Origin of the sequence: Vibrio sp. K4, assembly GCF_051122595.1 — a bacterium.
Taxonomy (GTDB): Bacteria; Pseudomonadota; Gammaproteobacteria; order Enterobacterales; family Vibrionaceae; genus Vibrio; species Vibrio owensii.
The window spans coordinates 1170511-1188190 of the sequence record NZ_CP178577.1; the positions used below are offsets into that span (position 1 = coordinate 1170511).

Here is a 17680-nt window from a genome sequence, read left to right on the forward strand (position 1 = left end):
AGCCGTTAGCCTTGCTGTAGCAGGATTTGCTTCCAGATTGCGGTCTCGTCAAACAAAGTGAATTCTCGACGAAGACCCCAAGGGCCAAACTCAGCGTGGCTGATCCCCATGATGTAAACCTCTTTCCCCGAAGGCTTACCAAACATCCCATACCCTTCATGCTTACCGTGCAAAGACCAACGAATTGCAGCGCGTGGTGACATCATGTCGTCATCTCGGCCGATACGATGGTGAACGGAAAATTGAGCATTAGGAAAGGACGCGCGAAGTGCCATCCAAAAATGGTCAACTTCCGAGTGTGATAGGGCAGTTTGACCGCCTGTGTATTCGCCGATACAAGCGCGATCGTATTCTTTTGGTACGGTAGAGAACTCGGCGTTCATAAGACTTCTTAGAATCGCTTCGTAGCGTTGGCCGTATTCATTGTCATTGCCTACGCCCAAATAGGGGCCTGGAATATCGGCTTTAGGTGTGAATGGAAATGGGCTTGATTCCACGCCACCCTCGAATTCGATTTGCTGGCGTGCAAACTCTTCAGATGTCATGCCCAGTTGTTTCGCGATATCGGCTTGATCGCGAACCAACCATTCGTCATTGATTTGGTTATTAATAGCGTGGCAGTCCGCGATAATGCGGAAACGAAGCTTGCGGTTCGAAGCTTGTCCATAGAAGCCGTTTCCGCTGTGCGTTGCGGTAGAGATGATTCGATGAGAAGAAAGCATGCCTTGTTCTGGCGTACCAGACCAAATGACATCTTCGCCATAGAGAGTACGATCCGGAAATTCTGCAAGCGTCGCCATCGTAGCACTGATTACTCCCTCGTTTCCTTGAACGATAGAGAGTGGAGTGCGAACAACAATGTCAGGAGAGTAGTAGTGTTCCAAGGTGTTCAAACCACGATCTTCCCAAATCTCTTTTGTGATACCAAGAATGTAGTCGGGAAAGTCACGCCACTTTTCATCGAAGCCAACCATGGCCATAAATCACCTCCTGAGCTGAATAGTTATGTATTGGATTAAAATTGATTACGTATCCAAAACTAACTCATGTTGCAAACTTGTCAATGGATTGTTTGTGTGGTGTGTAAATAGCGTGCTGATGATCAGATTTTTAACAATTGATCGAAAAATAAACACGATAAATGTGGTGTTGTAAGAAAAGTCTGGCCTTTGTTGAGTGAATTTATAGGCAGGGTTAAGATGCGTTTCTTGTATGAATTTCTTTCTAATGCTCTGTTTTTAATGATTTAACTAGGGTGGTTGTGTTTGTTTTAAAGAAATAGTTAGAGCAATCAGTACTTAAGGTACTTTTTGGTATCGCTTTATGGGAACCTTAGTTATTTTTCTCTGTTTTGGCGCAAGTCTAACCAAAATGAAACAAGAATGAGAGTGGATTGCATACGAATGCTAAGTGCTGTAAGGCCGCCACTAGCGCCCGTAAAAACAAAAAGAGCCACTAGAAAGGTGCATACCTAGTGGCTGGAGAAATTATTACGGGCCTATGAAGTTTGGGTTCAGGATAGAAGCGCAGGCAGCGATAGAGAGATGGCAGGGATGAAGGTAATCAACATCAAGGCCACTATCATTGCTCCAATCCAGCCCATAATGGCTTTAGAGAGCGATTCTATTGGTACTTTGCCTACCTGACTTGCCATAAACAGGTTGGCACCCAGAGGAGGCGTAACAAAGCCAATGGCCAAGTTCACGATCATTACGATACCAAAATGAACGGGGTCCATGCCGAGTGCTGACGTAATGGGTAGCAGAATTGGTGTGAGAATAACAATGGCCGCCAGCGTTTCCATGAAGGTACCGACAAGCAACAACAGAACATTGATGCAAAGCAGTATCAGCAGTTTATTTTCGGTAATCGATAGAATGAACTGAGCGATCTCGGTTGGTAGACGTTCTAGCGTCAATATACGGCCAAACGTCACGGACGCACCCACAATGACGAGCACAGCGCCAACTAACAGTGACGATTCTAGAATGATTTTCACCACTTGCGCTGGTTTGAGTTCTTTATAAACAAACATGCCAAAGAACAAGCCATAGAGCACACCAATGGCGGCTGATTCGGTAGGCGTGAAAATGCCGGAATAGATGCCACCGAGAATGATAACGGGTAGTAGCATTGCCCAACTGGCTTCTTTTAGCGCATCAAGACGCTCTGCCCAAGTCGCTTTGCGCTCATTACCAGTGTAGCCCCGCATTTTGGAGACAATTAGACAGTAGCCGATCAATACCATACCGACGACCAAGCCAGGAATGATGCCCGCCATGAACATCTTGGTGACCGAGACTTCAGCTGTGATCGCGTAGACGATCATCACCACAGAGGGTGGAATAATGACGCCAATCCCGCCGGAAGAGGCGATCAAGGCACCGGCAAAGCTGCGGTCGTATCCTTTCTTCACCATAGAGGGAATCATCGTCAGGCCGATAGCGGCAACGGTGGCAGACCCTGTACCAGAGATGGAAGCGAAGAACATACACGCCACAATGGCGACGATGCCAAGCCCACCAGTAAAGTGGCCAAAGAAGACCTCCGCCACGTGTAATAATCGTTTCGAGACCCCTCCTTGGCTCATGAGGTTGCCTGCTAAGGTGAAGAGAACGACAGCAAGGAGAGGGAAGGAGTCGAGCCCTGTCACCAAGCCTTGTACTAAGAACTCGATGTTAAGAAAGGGCAGGCTTAATATCGCGACCATACTGGATGCCGCCAGAGCAATACCGACTGGAACGCCAATGAGCAGAAGCAGACCAAAGCTGCCAAACAAAAGTGCAGATGTCATGCGTTCAACTCCAATAGTCGGTTAGAAGTACGATACTTGGCTTTTAGATGGCGATAGCGTTGGCGTGAAAAGGGTATCCGTTCGCTGGTATTGGATAGTGCGCTAGTGCGTTGATAAATGCTGGTTACCAAGCGCACACAGCTTAAGATTGCGCAAACCAAAACGGACGCATACAGGCAAGCAATAGGTATTTCCATTGCGGGTGCGATCTGACCGAGTTGCAGGCTTCGGTTGATGACCTTAAATCCAAACCAGGCGACAGTGGCACTAAAGGCAAGGTAGATAAGATCAGAGGCAATCAAACTGAATTGCGTCCAATTGCCCGGAAGTTTATCGATGAACACACGAATACGGATGTGTCGATCATCTCGGATACAGTAGCTGATGCTCAGGTGCATCGCCCATACGAATAAATAACGAGCCAACTCTTCAGCCCACGCGATCGTTGCGTCAAATAGGCGTAGTGCGATTTGCAAGCACAGTAAAGTTGTCATCGTCGAGATCGCGATAACGATAAGGGTAGGTTCTAGGTATTTGTCTAGTAAGCGAAACCACTTCATATTCACCTCCAAAACGGAAAGCACGACCTGTTTCCAGATCGTGCAAAAGAGTGGGAGTTATAGGCGTTCTATCTCGGCAATCACGTTGTCAAACAAGTCTTCACCTGTCTTGCTACGCAGATCTTGGTACACGGCTGCATTCATTTTTTCTTTCATGATGCTGCGTACGTCATCTGGAACGATGTTAACCGTCATGCCTTTCGCTTCGAGATCTTTGATCACTTCTTGGTTTTGCTTGGCGGCGAGGTCGCGCTGCTTTGCGATGGCTTCTTTACTTACTTCACTGATCAGCGCCTGTTGTTCTGCAGGCAGTGAATCCCAAAACGATTTGTTCATGAACAGTACGTAGTTGGTGTAAATGTGGTTGGTCAAAGAGAGGTACTTCTGCGCTTCATAAAAGCGTTCGGCATAAATCGAATAGATGCCGCTTTCTTGAGCGTTAATCAGACCTTGTTGGAGCGAGGTAAATATTTCACCCCAAGAGAGAGGCGTTGGTGCGGTACCCACGGATTTCCACGCACTGATCTGGGTTGGGTTCGATGCTGAGCGAATCTTCAGCCCTTTCAAATCTTCAACGCTGTCTATTGGTTGTTTGTTATTAGTCACGCTACGAAAGCCGACCTCCATGAAGCCCAAGCCGTGAAAGCCCTTTGACTCCATAGCATTCAGCAATGGTTGTCCGATCTTCTCGCTGTCGAGCGCTTTGTGTGCTTGCTCTTCGCTATCAAAAAGGTAGAACACGTCGAGCACGTTAAATTCTGGGACATAGGGAGAGAGTAAAACAGACGCTCCAAACGTCATCTGTAAGTTGCCTTGCTGCACAAGTTCCGTGGTCTCACGCACATCGCCCAGTTGTCTCGCAGGGTAGATTTCGACCTCTATCTCACCGTTTGAGCGTGCTTCCACTTCTTGTTCGAAATAGAGCATTGCTTTGTGTACCGGAGACGTTTCTTGGCTGTCGTGAGCAAGACGAATAACGTTGCTTGCAAACGTATTCATGCTGCTCAGTGCGAATCCCAGTGCGGTAAGCGAAGTTATGATTGCTTTCTTCATCGTTCTTCCTTGTTTATGGTATGACCTGCCATAGGCATTCGTCGGCAAGACACACTACTTGTTATGTTTTTATAAATTAATTGAGCAATTCATATCCATTTTGCATACGAATCCAAAATAAAACATTCAAGTAACAAGTCAATAACAAGGTCAGAAAATTGAAGCAGAATTGAATAATGATTGGCTAAAATTTAATCGCGCTCACAGAAAAATGCCCCGCTCGAAAGCAGGGCATTTTGTTTATTAAGAATGAATAAATATGAATTTATTAAAGGGTGCTGCTGCGTTCGATCAAGGTGCCTTGTTCGAGAAGATACTCACCCGTTGCGTCCTGATTGCCATTGATGCGGTTCATTAGATCTTCAACCGCGCGCTGAACAATTTTGTCGACGGGTTGAGCGATGGTCGTCAGATCATAACTAGGCCAAGCAGACATCGGAATGTTATCCACGCCCATCACGTAGAAGTCTTGAGGGATTTTTGCTCCGGCTTGGCGTAAACCATCCATCACACCCATAGCGAGGATGTCGTTTGCACAGAAAATCGCGTCGGGTTTACTGGTATGCGACAAGATTTCTTTCGCAGCATCTAGGCCAGCTTCAAAACTGTATTTGGCTTGAATAAAGGTCGGGGATGGAGCGCCGAGCTCTTGCAGTTTTGAAGAGAAGCCAAGCCATCGCTCTTCACTGGTCATTGAACCTGCATCACCACTGATGTAAGCACATTGTTTTGCGCCTTTCTGTGTTAAATACTCGGCTGCTTGTTGGCCCGCCAATCGGTTGTCAATGCCAGAGCTGTTGGCATTAATGCCTTCGGCATAACGGTTGATAAGGCTTAAGTGAACGCCAAATTTTTCACATTGGGCAAACGCGCGTGAGGTCAAACGGCTGGTGGCGATAACGAGCCCGTCTACTTGATACTCAATAGCACGAGAAATGGCGAGATCGAGGTCGTCCTTGTCGATAGGACAAAGCACGACTTGCCCACCACGCTTTTGAATTTCGACTGCCAAAGCACGAGATTGCATGTCGTACATTGGGTTTGATTCGCTATCAAGCGCAATCGCCACTAGACCCGAGCGATTCGAAATCAGGCTTCGTGCGATTGCGTTCGGTGTGTATCCGAGCTTAGCTGCGGCATCCATCACCATTTTGCGTTTCTTCTCGCTAATACTCGCGGTTGGGCTAAATGCCCGAGATACCGTCGATTGAGAGACGCCGAGCATCTTCGCGACGTCTATCGAAGTTACTTTCGCTTTAATGGTGATACTCCTTATATAAGGTCATTGGACCTTTCCATACGTGATGAGTGTATGGGCTAGGGGATTTATGTGTCTAGAGCATTACATTGATAAGGCGTAAATATCGGAGAAAACTCAAGAATTCATCACATTTCTCTCTTGTTTAAAGCCATCAATGATCATCTTGTGTTCAGACCCAACGCAAAAGAAGCCAACACCGAGTTCACGCCATTCCCGAGCTTGTTGAGCTGTGGCGACAAACATGCCAACAGGTTTATTGGCTGCTTTGGCCGCTTCGATTACTCGCATACTTGCTTGCGCGACTTTCTCGTCATGAACGCTATCTGCCCCATAAGCGACGGTGAGATCGACTTGGCCAATAAAGAGTGCATCAATACCTTCAACATTGGCAATCGCTTCAACATTTTCGACCCCTTGAGGATCTTCAATTTGGGCAATGACAATCGTATTAGCACGGCTGTCTTTCAAGTGTTCAACCATGGGTTTGGTGGCGTATTTCGCTGCTCGACTGGAGCCAGCATACCCTCGGCCACCTTCTCCGTAATGGCAGATTTTCGCCAATTGTGTCGCTTGTTCAGCAGTACAAACATGGGGAATTTGTACACCCGCCGCGCCACAGTCAAGCGCGTTCAAAATGGTTGAAGGGGCGCTGTCTTGTACTCGTACCACGCACGCGAGGTCATTCGCTCTGGCCGCCATGATGCACAGATCAAGCGAGGAACGATCGAAAGGTGCGTGCTCTGCATCCAGTACCACAAAAGGCAACTCTGCCAGTGCCAATACTTCGATAATGTGAGGGTGAGGGGTTTTAACAAATGTACCTAATAGCGTTTCTTGATTCAGACGTTGCTTAAAATTGCTCATGATTTTCTCCTTTGCAAAGGTATGCAAAAACTAACATGGTGAAATGTAAATGATGAGTAAAAATGATGTGATCTAAAACTCATTTTTGATTAAAAAGCAAACGCAACCAAAGTCGAAATTACTTTCTATATCCTGTTTAAATTAGTTAATACAAATGCTTAAAGGTGGTTTTGTTGTTTGTTGACTTAACTTGTCAAATGTTAATTAAGTGTTTAATCTGATTTTGCATTCGTATCCAAAAGCATAAAAATAACCGTTCGTCAGCCTCAATGTTCAAGGAGAAACCCAATGGCACGCATTTTAAAAAACGGAATCACTGAAGAAGCATCAGCATCAAACGACGCAAAAGTGCGTCAGATTGTCGAAAACATTCTTGCTGATATTGAATCGAAAGGTGATAGCGCTGTACGTGAGTTGTCTGAAAAGTTTGATAACTGGTCGCCGGAGCAATTCCGCTTATCAGAAGAGCAGATCCAAGCCTGTGTGGATGCGCTTGATGAATCGACTCGACACGATATCGAGTTCGCTCAACAACAAGTTCGAAACTTTGCTCAAATTCAACGTGACTCAATGAAAGACGTCGAAGTAGAAACCATGCCTGGTGTGGTACTGGGGCATAAGAATATTCCAGTGAACAGCGTCGGTTGTTACATCCCTGGCGGTAAGTACCCATTGGTTGCATCCGCTCACATGAGTGTACTGACGGCGAAAGTAGCCGGCGTAAAACGTGTTATTGCTTGTGCGCCTCCGTTTAACGGCCAGCCGAACGTCGCGATTGTCGCTGCGATGGCAATGGCGGGTGCAGATGAAATCTACTGCTTCGGTGGTGTTCAGGCGGTAGGTGCTATGGCATTGGGTACGGAGACTATTGCGCCAGTCGATATGATTGTAGGGCCGGGTAACGCGTTTGTGGCAGAGGCAAAACGTCAGTTGTTTGGTCGCGTTGGTATCGATTTGTTTGCAGGCCCAACAGAAACTCTTGTCATTGCTGATGAGAAAGGCTGTGACCCTGAATTGGCAGCGGCGGATTTGCTTGGTCAGGCCGAGCACGGTTACAACTCTCCCGCTGTATTGTTGACCAACAGCGAGACATTTGCACAAGAGACCATCAAAGAGATTGAACGTCAGTTAACCATTCTTCCAACGGCGGAAGTTGCGGGTAAAGCGTGGGCAGATTACGGACAAGTGATCGTATGCGATAGCTACGAAGAAATGGTGGAAGTGGCAAACGATATCGCTTCTGAACACGTACAAGTGATGACGGAAGATCCTAAATACTTCCTAGCTAACATGACCAACTACGGTGCCTTGTTCCTAGGTCGTGAAACCAACGTTTCTTACGGCGATAAATGTATTGGTACCAACCATACACTGCCAACGAAGAAAGCGGCGCGATACACCGGTGGTCTTTGGGTAGGTAAGTTCATCAAGACCTGTACTTACCAGCGTGTCACGGAAGCGGCATCCCTAAAAGTGGGTGAGTACTGCTCTCGCTTGTGTGCACTAGAAGGTTTTGCCGGTCACAAAGAGCAAGCGGATATTCGTGTACGCCGTTACAAAGGCAAAGTGGAAGAGGCGTAATATGTCGAAACTTGCCTTAGTCACAGGCGGCAGTGGCGGACTGGGTGCCGCCATTTGTCGCAAGCTAGCTCAATCTGGATATCGCGTAATTCTGACTTACAACAGTAATCAGAAAGCCGCCGACGACGTGCTTTCTTCGTTACCACGTAACGAGCATTTGGCATTCAAACTGAACGTGGCAGATTCGGGTGAGATTGAGCAGCTTAAACATCAAGTCAGTGAAATGAGCGACAAGCTAGATTTGTTGGTTAATTGTGCGGGGATGACGAAGTTTGTCGCGCATGCCGATCTGCAAAGTTTGGATGACCAACTGTTTGACCAAATTTTCCAAGTGAACGTCCGTGCGCCTTTTGCTATGGTTCGTGCGTTTGAGCCTTTGCTCAAGCAAGCCAAAGGTTGTGTGGTGAATATTACTTCTATCGCGGCACAGACAGCGATGGGCAGTAACATTGCTTATTGCGCGAGTAAATCTGCCGCAGAAAACATGACTCGTTCTTTAGCTCGCGCATTGTCTCCCGAGATTCGCGTTTTGGCGGTAGCGCCTGGGCTTGTCGACACCGAGTTTGTCAAAGGCTTGGACGATGCTTGGCGAAACCAACAAGAACAATCCACGCCGCTCAAGCGTTTAGCCAATGATGAAGAGGTCGCTCAAGCCGTGTACGCCGCGGCAGAAGTTCTGACCTTTTCGACAGGCAATACCATCGCGGTTGATGGCGGTCGACCTCTAGGACTGTAACTAACGCTCGGTTTGTAACTAACAGTCGGTTTGCAATTAACAACTCAAGGCTAGGTTCAAACAAGGACAACAAGGATTTCCTATGACTCTACAAACAAAAATGAATGACAATCTGGTCCGCTATATGGAGCTGATTCCGGGTACCAGTGCGTTTATCGATGCGCGTACACCTGGCAGTGATCTGAAAGATAACTTCTGCATTATCGGTGCAGGGGTGGCAGAGAGCAGTCGTCAACACGTTCACATTCGTGATACTGCGGGCTTTAACATTGGTGCGGCAGGCCAACCGCCGGGCATCAAAAATTCGTTGCACTCTCATCGTACCGCTGAACTTTTCTTGGTTTTCAAAGGCCAATTCCGTTTTTATTGGGGGAACGATGGTGAACACGAGGCGGTGCTGTCTCATGGCGATGTCATCTCTATTCCAACCAATCTCTTCCGTGGTTTTGAGGTGGTTGGCCGTGATTACGGGTTTATGTTCTCGGTACTTGGCGGAGACGATTCAGGTGGTGGTGTTATTTGGCATCCAAACGTTATCAAAGACAGCCAAGGCCACGGTTTGTACTTGAAAGCGGATGGCACTTTGGTGGACACCATTGATGGCGATGCGGTGCCAAATGAGTCTGAGCTGATGCCACTTCTTACCAAAGAGGAACTAGCCAAGTTCGATACTTACACCACAGAAGAGATGATGCCGTTCGTCGCTCTGCAAAAAGATTATCGTGCAATCAAAGGCGACTTCAGTGCCAGCAACGTCAAGCAATATGCGGTAACTGGTCACCCTTTAGCGGGCTATGATTTCCAAGTTAAGAGTGAAGATGAAGTGAGCATCATGGCTTATGAGCTTTCTGAAGGTGGCTCGATTCCTCAACATTGCCGAGAAGAAAAACAAGTGCTGATCAATTTTGATGGTGATACTGAAGTGGTTCTCACGCATCAAGGCGAACAAGCGAATGTTGTTTTAACGCGCGGTGATGTGCTGAATGTTCCAGAAGGTGCGTCTTACTCGCTGACGAACTTGCGTGGTAATAGTTTGACGTATTGCATTCTTGGTTCTGATCAACCAAAGCCGCTGACAGGAGCATAAGATGACGCAATCCACCTCACTCGTTTGGCTGCCCGGACTACTTTGTGATGGCACATTGTTTGAGGACATCAATCAAATGATGCCAAGTTGGGTCGCTCCGCAATGCCCGACACTGGCGTCAATGCCTTCAATGGAAGAGTTAGCGCAGAAAGTGTTGCAAGATGCACCGCAAGAGTTTGTGCTCGGTGGCTTATCGATGGGTGGGATTCTTGCCTTTGAGGTGTACCGCCAAGCGCCAGATAGAGTCAAAGGTTTGGTGCTAATGGACACCAACGCGGCGGATGAAAAGCCAGAGGTGACACAAACGCGTGATGCACTGGTTAGTCGAGCGTTAAATGGTGAGTTTGAATACATTACACCTGATACTCTGATGCCTGTGCTAATTCATCCAAGCCGTTTGCAAGACAAAGTGTTAACTGAGCGTATAGACGACATGGCGATCAATGTCGGTTTGGAAGCGTTTGAAGCGCATGCCAAAGCGCTAGCCACTCGCCCAGATGCTCGACCTTTATTGGCCGATATACAGGTGCCGACTTTGGTAATAACGGGTAAACAAGATTTGCTTTGTCCTATCGATAATCACCTTGAAATGGCGCGCCACATTAATGATGTTGCGTTGAACGTAATACCAGATTGCGGGCATCTCTCTTCGATGGAAGCGCCAGAAAAAGTGGGTCAGATTATCTCAAACTGGCTGGAGCTGAATCGAGCCAAATTCTAGTTTTTTACTCCGTTCTTAAATCTTCAAAGCTCTTCTAAACAAAAAGCGCCATATCGTCATGGCGCTTTCTCTTTTCTATCTCTCGATACTTTTCCTAAAACTAGGCGATAGCTGGCGCCAAACTTGGTTTGTTTCGCTCAACCACGCTGATTGAAATCGCTAGGAACAGAATATCTTTCACAAGAAAAAAGTTCGCAATCAAAACACCGTCGGAAACTTTCCACGTATTTGGTGTCGTAACTAGGAAGCTCAGTGTCGCTAGGAAGATAACGCTTGCAGCAATACCAGAGTAGTAGGCAACCGTTGGCTTTTTCAATCCAACCAATAGGCCGAGTGCCACGATTATTTCGGTTAAGCCAATGATATTAGATACAGCTTGAACGGAAATGATGCCATATAGCCAAGACATGGCAGGGTGATTAACCACCAAAGGTTCAATTAATTTGGCTTCAGTTGGGGTGAATTTATAAATACCCAACCAGATAAGAACAAGGGCAACGCCAAATACGCCAAGGTAGTAACCAAATTGTGTCGGTTTTTGGGAAACAGATGATGCATGCATAATAACTTCTCCTATAAAAGCATGTTTTCAAATGACCGACAGTTGAATTATAAAATTCTTGAATTTATGGTTATATAAAATAACTAATGTCTATATAGCAAAAAGACGAAGAATAAAAAGGATTGGCTTAGATGGAATTTATTCCTGTAGATTTATCACGTCATTTGGATTTGTGTATCGCGTTTCGAAAAGACGCTTATGAGGTCAGTTTTGGCCATCAGGATGGGTTTGATATTCAAGAAATCACTTCTTGGTTTCAATCGATCGTCAATGACAACGAAGCGGGATTCTTCCATGTCATTAAAGATGGTCAAATCATCGGGCAACTGGAGTGCCGACATCCGGTTTTGGACGATGAAGGGCTGCGATTTGGTTACATTAATCTGTTTTACTTGAAGCCAGAATTCCGCAATCAAGGACTAGGGAAGCAGTTACAAGACTTCTTATTGAAGCGTTTTGTCGATGATGGCTGTGCCTACGCCAGATTACGCTACATTCCGGGCAATGATGTCGGTGAACGTTTTTATCGAAAACATGGCTGGTATCCAGTGGGAGAGCCGAGTGGGCGAGGGCAACTCATGCAGATTGATTTATTGAGGGGCGTTTGATGATTATCCGTGAATTTCGTGAGCAAGATGCCCCGATACTGTGGGCACTTTTCTACAACACTATCCGCAACATTAATCTTAGAGATTACACCGAGCAACAAGTGAAAGCTTGGGCACCGGACGAATTTGATGCACAACTGTGGCTAAAGAAAATGACCGCTATCCAGCCTTTTGTTGCTGAGCTAGATGGCGTCATCGTTGGCTACAGCGATGTTCAGCCAAGTGGGTTAGTCGATCACTTTTTCTGCCATCATGAATACCAAGGGCAAGGTGTAGGACGTGCATTGATGACTCATGTTATCAAGCAAGCAGAAGCAAAAGGGCTGGATAGGATCTATTCAGAAGTGAGTATTACCGCTCGTCCTTTCTATGAGCACATGGGTTTTACTGTTGTGAACGAGCAGCAAATCGAAGTCCGTGGTGCAACGTTAACCAACTATGTAATGGAAAGGCATCTAGACGAAAAGGATGTGTGATCAATAAATAATCCTCGCTCAATTAGTGAGCTTGAACACAGATACCGCATGTTTTCTGCGGTGAATAAGAGTTCATTGATCTAACACCAGAATCCCTCCTCAAAAGCGCGCGCATAATTTCTCTTCGGAGTGGCGAAAGGAAGCCAGTTAAAACAGCTCCTTACGTCAGTTATCTCACGGCAAACCATCTCAGGAAGAGAAGTAGTACTATGCGCCCTTATCTCAAATACATCATCCCAACGGTGATCCCTTTGCTCATTTTGCTGATGCCACTGTCAGCGTTTCCATTCGAAGGTATGACCATCATTCAGCAGCGCGTTATCGCGATATTTTTGCTCGCTGCACTTTGTTGGGTATTTGAACCGATCCCAATTTACGCCACCTCTGTGGTGATCATCGTGCTTGAGTTGTTGCTCGTTTCCAACAAGGGCATCATTTTCTTTCGGCTTGATGAAGGTCAGCCTCATTTTGGTGAGTTGCTGCAATACAGTGACATCATGGCGACGTTCGCCAGCCCAATCATCATGCTGTTCTTAGGTGGATTCTTCCTCGCGATGGCGGCAACAAAGTATCGATTGGATGTGAACTTAGCGCGCGTACTGCTTAAGCCGTTCGGACAAAACCCGAAATACGTCATGCTGGGCTTAATGCTGATTACCGCAATCTTCTCGATGTTCATGTCGAACACAGCAACGACGGCGATGATGTTGTCCATCTTGACGCCGGTTATCGCGGTGTTTGGCCCGAAAGATCCAGGACGCATTGCGTTTGCGCTGTGTATCCCTGTCGCGGCTAACATCGGCGGTATTGGTACTCCAATTGGAACGCCACCGAATGCGATTGCGCTTAAATACCTAGTGGGTGATAACCTCATTACCTTCGGTGAATGGATGGTGTTTGGCGTGCCGTTTGTCATTGTGATGATGGCGCTAGCATGGTTCCTGATCGATTTTCTCTACAAAGCTGAGACGACCAAAATTGACCTCAACATCAAGAGCAAATTCTTGAAAACACCGAAAGCCATCATTGTGTACATCACGTTTGCGGGCACGATTCTGCTTTGGTTGATGGGCTCGGCGCACGGTATGAACTCTTACACGGTAGCTTTGATTCCGGTCGCGGTATTTTCACTGACGGGCATCATCAACAAAGAAGATCTTAAGAAGATTTCTTGGGATGTGCTTTGGTTGGTATCGGGCGGTATCGCGTTGGGTCTTGCATTAGACAAGACAGGTTTGGCAAGGCTGGTGGTTCACAGCATTCCATTTGATGAATTCTCGCCTTATGTGGTGCTGTTTGGTGCGGCGTTCTTATGTTTGCTGATGGCGAACTTTATGTCTCATACCGCGACAGCAAACTTGCTGATGCCAATTATGGCGGCGCTCGGCACTTCAATGGCATCGTTAACACCTCTCGGTGGTGAAGTGACGTTGATTCTTGTGGTGACCTTTGCGGCATCGCTTGGTATGTCTCTGCCAATCAGTACACCACCAAATGCGTTGGCTCACGCTACAGGTCATGTGCAAAGCAATCAAATGGCGCGCGTTGGTGTCGTGTTAGGTGTGGTTGGTGTGTTGCTGAGTTTCTTGATGGTGTGGATTCTTCACACCGTAGGACACATTGGTTAAGCCATGTACGAGAGTAAATTAGATACGCTGGTAGAGCGTTACTTCAATCATATCGAGCGTCGCATTACGGTGTCGGCAGGCTCGGTATTGATTGAACAAGACGGCTACAACGAGCGGCTCTATTACGTATTGTCTGGCGAGCTTGCTGGTTATTTCTCTGAGGATGGCAAAAAGCAGACTCAGGTGTTTGCGGCATCTAAGGGCGCGTTTATTGGTGTGCACAGTTTTTTCTCTGGAACGTGGACCGCCTCTTCAACGGTGATTGCCCAAACGGACGTTGAGTTAGCGTGGATTGAGCGCAATACGCCAGCGGTAGAAGCAGGTAAGTACGGCCCTTTAACCGCACAGTTTATGCCGGTAATGGTTAACGAGCTTTCTCGTCGTCAACGTCGAGCGATGCAAGAAGCGTTGGGCAAAGAGAAGGCATTGCAAAAACTGCATACCGCAGAGCAAATGACGACTCTTGGCCAACTGGCTGCAGGCATTGCGCATGAGCTTAACAATGCCATTGGCGTGGTGAGCAGTAAGTCAGAGCGCTTGGAATCGGTGATCATGGGATTGCTTGAAGAGGTGCATCCTGAGGCGAGCCAGTTTTTTGATTTTGGATTGATGCAAGGGCAAAAAATCTCATCGAGTGAAGCAAGAACACGAGGGCGACATTTCGAGAAATATTACGGTCTGCCTAAAGATTTAGCCCGTGAGTTAGCTCGCGCTGTCCCGACCGATTACCTTAACGAGCACTGGTTAAAGCGCCCAGAAGAGGCGATTCGTTACTGGCAGATGGGGCGTGATTTGCACGATTTGCGCATTGCCTCAAAACACACCGTTGGTATCGTGAAATCAGTGAAACAGCTGGGGCGTACCGACATTGATAAGGAAGAAGGGCTCAGAGTCAACGACTCGATAAACCAAGCGCTTGCTTTGCTACAAAGCGATTTAAGACGCGTCAGTGTGCGTTTTAGTCCGGCTGATTTACCTTTGTTTGTTGGCTCGCAAACCGAGCTGGTGCAGATTTGGGTCAACATTTTAAAGAACGCTTGCGATGCGATGAGAGAAACGGACTCGCCAGCGATAGAGATACAAACGCGTGTGAGCAAAAATAAGATCTTAGTAACCATTGCAAACAACGGTCCTGAGATTAATGAAGCGACACGCAGAAAGATTTTCCGACCAAACTTCACGACCAAGAAAGGTGGCTTGTCGTTTGGCTTAGGGCTAGGGCTGTCGATCGTGAAGCGAATTGTGGCGGGCTATAACGGTTCGATTGCAGTGAAAAGCGACAGCGAAAAAACCATATTTAGAATTAAACTACCGGTAGAGGACGAACATGGACAAGCTTAATTTAATTTGCGTTGATGACCAGCGAGAGGTGTTAAGCGCGGTTCTGCAAGACTTACAGTCGTTAAGCCAGTGGCTCAACATTGAAGATTGCGAGTCTGCCGATGAAGTACTTGAGTTAATGGATGAGCTAGATGCGGAAGGTGAGATGATTGCGTTGATCATTTCTGACCACGTGATGCCGGGTAAAACCGGTGTTGAGCTGCTAACAGAGATTTCCAAAGACAGCCGATTTATTCGTACACGCAAAGTGCTGCTTACCGGGCAGGCGACGCACACGGACACCATCAATGCGATTAACTCTGCGGGTATCGACCGTTACTTCGAAAAACCGTGGCAGGCAGAGCAATTGGTGGAGTGTGTGAGAAACTTGGTGACGAAGTACATCTTCGATATGGGCTTAGACTACACCGAATACCACGAGCACTTAGATCAGAATGTTGTGTTTGACCGTTTGAGATAACAGCTGAATACGATACAAACTGAGCTAGAAAACTCGCTAGCTCAGTTAGATTTGGTCTTAATTTGAAGCTATTGGCTCAACACGAGTGGCTTAAAACCAAATTATTGGCTTAACGTGTATCGGCTTGCGCTTGCCACTGATAGGGGTTTCGAGAACCAATAACCCTGTAGATAATCCACGCCCATTTCCGCAAAGAAATCACACATCTTCGCGTCTTCAATGCCCTCAATTACCACTTCGATATTTTGTTCACGACACATGGTGATCAAGAATTTCAAATACTCATGAGATGAACGGTTACTGAGGGTTTTCCACGCCATCGATTTGTCGATCTTAATTTGCGTCATTGGCAAATCAAAGAAGCAGTTTAACGAGCTGTATCCGGCACCAAAATCATCTAAGGAGAGAGCGAAACCAAGCTCTCGCAACGTATTTAATGGCGCAATGGCGGCTTGGTTATTGTCCAGAATAAAGGTCTCGGTCAGCTCAAGCACAATGGCTTGTGGCTCTATGCCGACTTCATCTGTCATTGCTTTGATTTTACTCGGGAACTCGCTATTGAGAAGCTGTAAAACAGACACGTTCACATTCACGCGAACTTGATTTTGATAGCGTGCGCGATAGCTCTTAATGAACTGACATGCCTTCTCAAACACTTGGTAGCCAAGCTCGACAATCAAGCCTTTGTTTTCCGCTACCGGGATAAACTCATCCGGGTAGATTTCGCCAAATTCTTTGCTGCGCCAACGTACCAAAGATTCAAAACTCACCACTTGCAGATCGGATGCACTGACGATGGGTTGAAATTTTACGCTCAGTGTTCTTTCTTCCAGTGCGTTTTTCAAACCTTGCTCAATAAAGAAATAACGGTCCACGGCATACTGCGTTTTCTGGCTGTACACCGCGATGCGATCTTTGTTCTTCTCGTTCGCGTATTGGCATGTGCGGGCTGCTTTACGCACGATCTCTTCGGCTGAATGTTCTGGGTCAACACATGGGTATAAACCGATGCTGATGTTGCTGCCGAGGTACTGTCCTTCTTCCACTACTGCTTCGTGATAGTTTTGCTTAATGGTCTGAGCGTAGGCTTGAAGCGCTTCCAACGGCACATCATCAAGCACGAGGATGGCAAAGTCATCGTCGTGAACCCGATAAACGGTGCAGTTAGGAGAAGGGAGGTGGCTTAAGGTTTGCAGCAATTTCTCAACCAAGCCGTCGACAAGTTCACTGCCGTATTGGTTGAGGTAAGATTTGATCTCTTCAATCTGAATGTAAAAAATCGACGCGTGAGTGCTTTGCGATTTCACAAACTCATTAATGTTCAGCAGCAGGTGCGCACGGTTTGCCATACCAGACGCGTTGTCATGAAAGGCGACCTGATGGATGTAGCTTTCCATCAGTTTTCGCTCAGAAATGTCTCTGTGGCTGCCAACCATGTAATGACCTTGTTCTGTTTCTTTGGTCATTGCGACGCCTTCAATCCAAACGTATTGGCCATTTGGTTTGCGCAGGCGGTAGGTTGTCGTTACGCGTGTGTTGTCGGTATTGATGTGGGCGTCAACGCGTTTAGACAGGCGTTCTCTGTCTAACGGGTGCACCAAATCTAACCATCTATCGAGGTTAATACGGCCCGCATTGATACCAAACTGCTCATAGAAGCGCTGGTTGTAGAAAACCATGGTGCCAAACTCATCCATGTAGAAGAGTCCTTCACTGAACACATCGAAGATATGGATGAAGCGTTGTTCAACGATCTGCAGAAACTCGCGATCGTGCTCAGAAATGGTTTGATCAACCTTGTTGGTCAAGATACTGCCCCCGCAATCCAAATTGCTGTGGAGATAAGTATATAAGTCGGGCTACACGCAAATGACATATTTTTGAAGTTTGTCCTTTTACACTGCAAACGAAGCTAGTCGAATCAGATTGGCAGTCTGTTGTGTTAATG

17 protein-coding genes are annotated in these 17680 nt (G+C 46.9%); 9 read left to right on the forward strand and 8 right to left on the reverse strand.

All coding sequences use genetic code 11. The features are described 5' to 3' along the window. Positions 1–5 precede the first annotated feature (5 nt). The 6 genes from ACLIIY_RS05490 to ACLIIY_RS05515 all read right to left on the reverse strand — a co-directional run bounded on the left by ACLIIY_RS05490 (position 6) and on the right by ACLIIY_RS05515 (position 6532). On the reverse strand, positions 6–980 hold the full coding sequence (locus ACLIIY_RS05490; RefSeq protein ID WP_039842962.1) for an ester cyclase: 975 nt from the start codon (positions 978–980) through the stop codon (positions 6–8). A gap of 533 nt (positions 981–1513) precedes the next feature. Beyond that, a complete protein-coding gene (locus tag ACLIIY_RS05495) occupies positions 1514–2794 on the reverse strand; it encodes a TRAP transporter large permease (protein WP_434528266.1) in 1281 nt (426 codons plus the stop codon). After that, positions 2791–3354 carry a TRAP transporter small permease gene (locus ACLIIY_RS05500; RefSeq protein WP_434528267.1) on the reverse strand — a complete coding sequence of 188 codons (564 nt, stop codon included), beginning with the start codon at positions 3352–3354 and terminating at the stop codon, positions 2791–2793. The genes ACLIIY_RS05495 and ACLIIY_RS05500 overlap by 4 nt, the downstream gene beginning before the upstream one ends. 57 nt (positions 3355–3411) lie before the next feature. Next, positions 3412–4407 (reverse strand): TRAP transporter substrate-binding protein, encoded by a 996-nt coding sequence (locus tag ACLIIY_RS05505; protein WP_434528268.1) that lies wholly within the window; start codon positions 4405–4407, stop codon positions 3412–3414. Between the two features lie 268 nt (positions 4408–4675). Beyond that, positions 4676–5632, reverse strand: coding sequence for a LacI family DNA-binding transcriptional regulator (locus ACLIIY_RS05510; RefSeq protein WP_434528269.1), 957 nt, complete (start codon positions 5630–5632; stop codon positions 4676–4678). 150 nt (positions 5633–5782) lie between these two features. Continuing rightward, positions 5783–6532 (reverse strand): HpcH/HpaI aldolase family protein, encoded by a 750-nt coding sequence (locus ACLIIY_RS05515; protein ID WP_122067468.1) that lies wholly within the window; start codon positions 6530–6532, stop codon positions 5783–5785. Between the two features lie 288 nt (positions 6533–6820). Here ACLIIY_RS05515 and hisD point away from each other — a divergent pair, with 288 nt between their 5' ends. The 4 genes from hisD (at position 6821) to ACLIIY_RS05535 (ending at position 10657) form a co-directional block, all read left to right on the forward strand. Further along, complete coding sequence (gene hisD / locus ACLIIY_RS05520; RefSeq protein ID WP_408738593.1) at positions 6821–8113, forward strand: histidinol dehydrogenase; 1293 nt, start codon at positions 6821–6823, stop codon at positions 8111–8113. 1 nt (position 8114) lies between these two features. Further along, positions 8115–8849 carry an SDR family NAD(P)-dependent oxidoreductase gene (locus tag ACLIIY_RS05525; RefSeq protein ID WP_045411381.1) on the forward strand — a complete coding sequence of 245 codons (735 nt, stop codon included), beginning with the start codon at positions 8115–8117 and terminating at the stop codon, positions 8847–8849. Between the two features lie 82 nt (positions 8850–8931). After that, on the forward strand, positions 8932–9936 hold the full coding sequence (locus tag ACLIIY_RS05530; RefSeq protein ID WP_262635275.1) for a cupin domain-containing protein: 1005 nt from the start codon (positions 8932–8934) through the stop codon (positions 9934–9936). Position 9937: 1 nt separating this feature from the next. Next, positions 9938–10657, forward strand: a complete 720-nt coding sequence (locus tag ACLIIY_RS05535) for an alpha/beta fold hydrolase (protein ID WP_434528270.1) — start codon at positions 9938–9940, stop codon at positions 10655–10657. Between the two features lie 100 nt (positions 10658–10757). On the opposite strand, the gene ACLIIY_RS05540 is transcribed toward ACLIIY_RS05535, so the two are convergent. Further along, on the reverse strand, positions 10758–11219 hold the full coding sequence (locus tag ACLIIY_RS05540) for a DUF417 family protein (protein ID WP_285379329.1): 462 nt from the start codon (positions 11217–11219) through the stop codon (positions 10758–10760). Between the two features lie 131 nt (positions 11220–11350). Between ACLIIY_RS05540 and ACLIIY_RS05545 the strand changes: the two genes are divergently transcribed. The 5 genes from ACLIIY_RS05545 (at position 11351) to ACLIIY_RS05565 (ending at position 15732) form a co-directional block, all read left to right on the forward strand. Then, positions 11351–11827: a GNAT family N-acetyltransferase gene (locus tag ACLIIY_RS05545; RefSeq protein ID WP_265987731.1), complete on the forward strand. Its 477-nt coding sequence runs from the start codon at positions 11351–11353 to the stop codon at positions 11825–11827. Beyond that, the gene (locus ACLIIY_RS05550) at positions 11824–12303 is read left to right on the forward strand and encodes a GNAT family N-acetyltransferase (protein ID WP_434528271.1); all 480 of its coding nucleotides are present in this window, start codon (positions 11824–11826) and stop codon (positions 12301–12303) included. The genes ACLIIY_RS05545 and ACLIIY_RS05550 overlap by 4 nt, the downstream gene beginning before the upstream one ends. Positions 12304–12512: 209 nt before the next feature. Then, entirely contained in the window at positions 12513–13931 is a 1419-nt protein-coding gene (locus tag ACLIIY_RS05555; protein WP_039842949.1) for an SLC13 family permease, read from the forward strand. A 3-nt stretch (positions 13932–13934) separates the two neighbouring features. Further along, positions 13935–15272: an ATP-binding protein gene (locus ACLIIY_RS05560; protein ID WP_038896477.1), complete on the forward strand. Its 1338-nt coding sequence runs from the start codon at positions 13935–13937 to the stop codon at positions 15270–15272. After that, positions 15259–15732, forward strand: a complete 474-nt coding sequence (locus ACLIIY_RS05565) for a response regulator (protein ID WP_005442071.1) — start codon at positions 15259–15261, stop codon at positions 15730–15732. The genes ACLIIY_RS05560 and ACLIIY_RS05565 overlap by 14 nt, the downstream gene beginning before the upstream one ends. A gap of 101 nt (positions 15733–15833) precedes the next feature. Here the strand turns inward: ACLIIY_RS05565 and ACLIIY_RS05570 are convergent, their stop codons facing one another. Next, positions 15834–17540: a putative bifunctional diguanylate cyclase/phosphodiesterase gene (locus ACLIIY_RS05570; protein WP_434528272.1), complete on the reverse strand. Its 1707-nt coding sequence runs from the start codon at positions 17538–17540 to the stop codon at positions 15834–15836. Positions 17541–17680 lie beyond the last annotated feature (140 nt).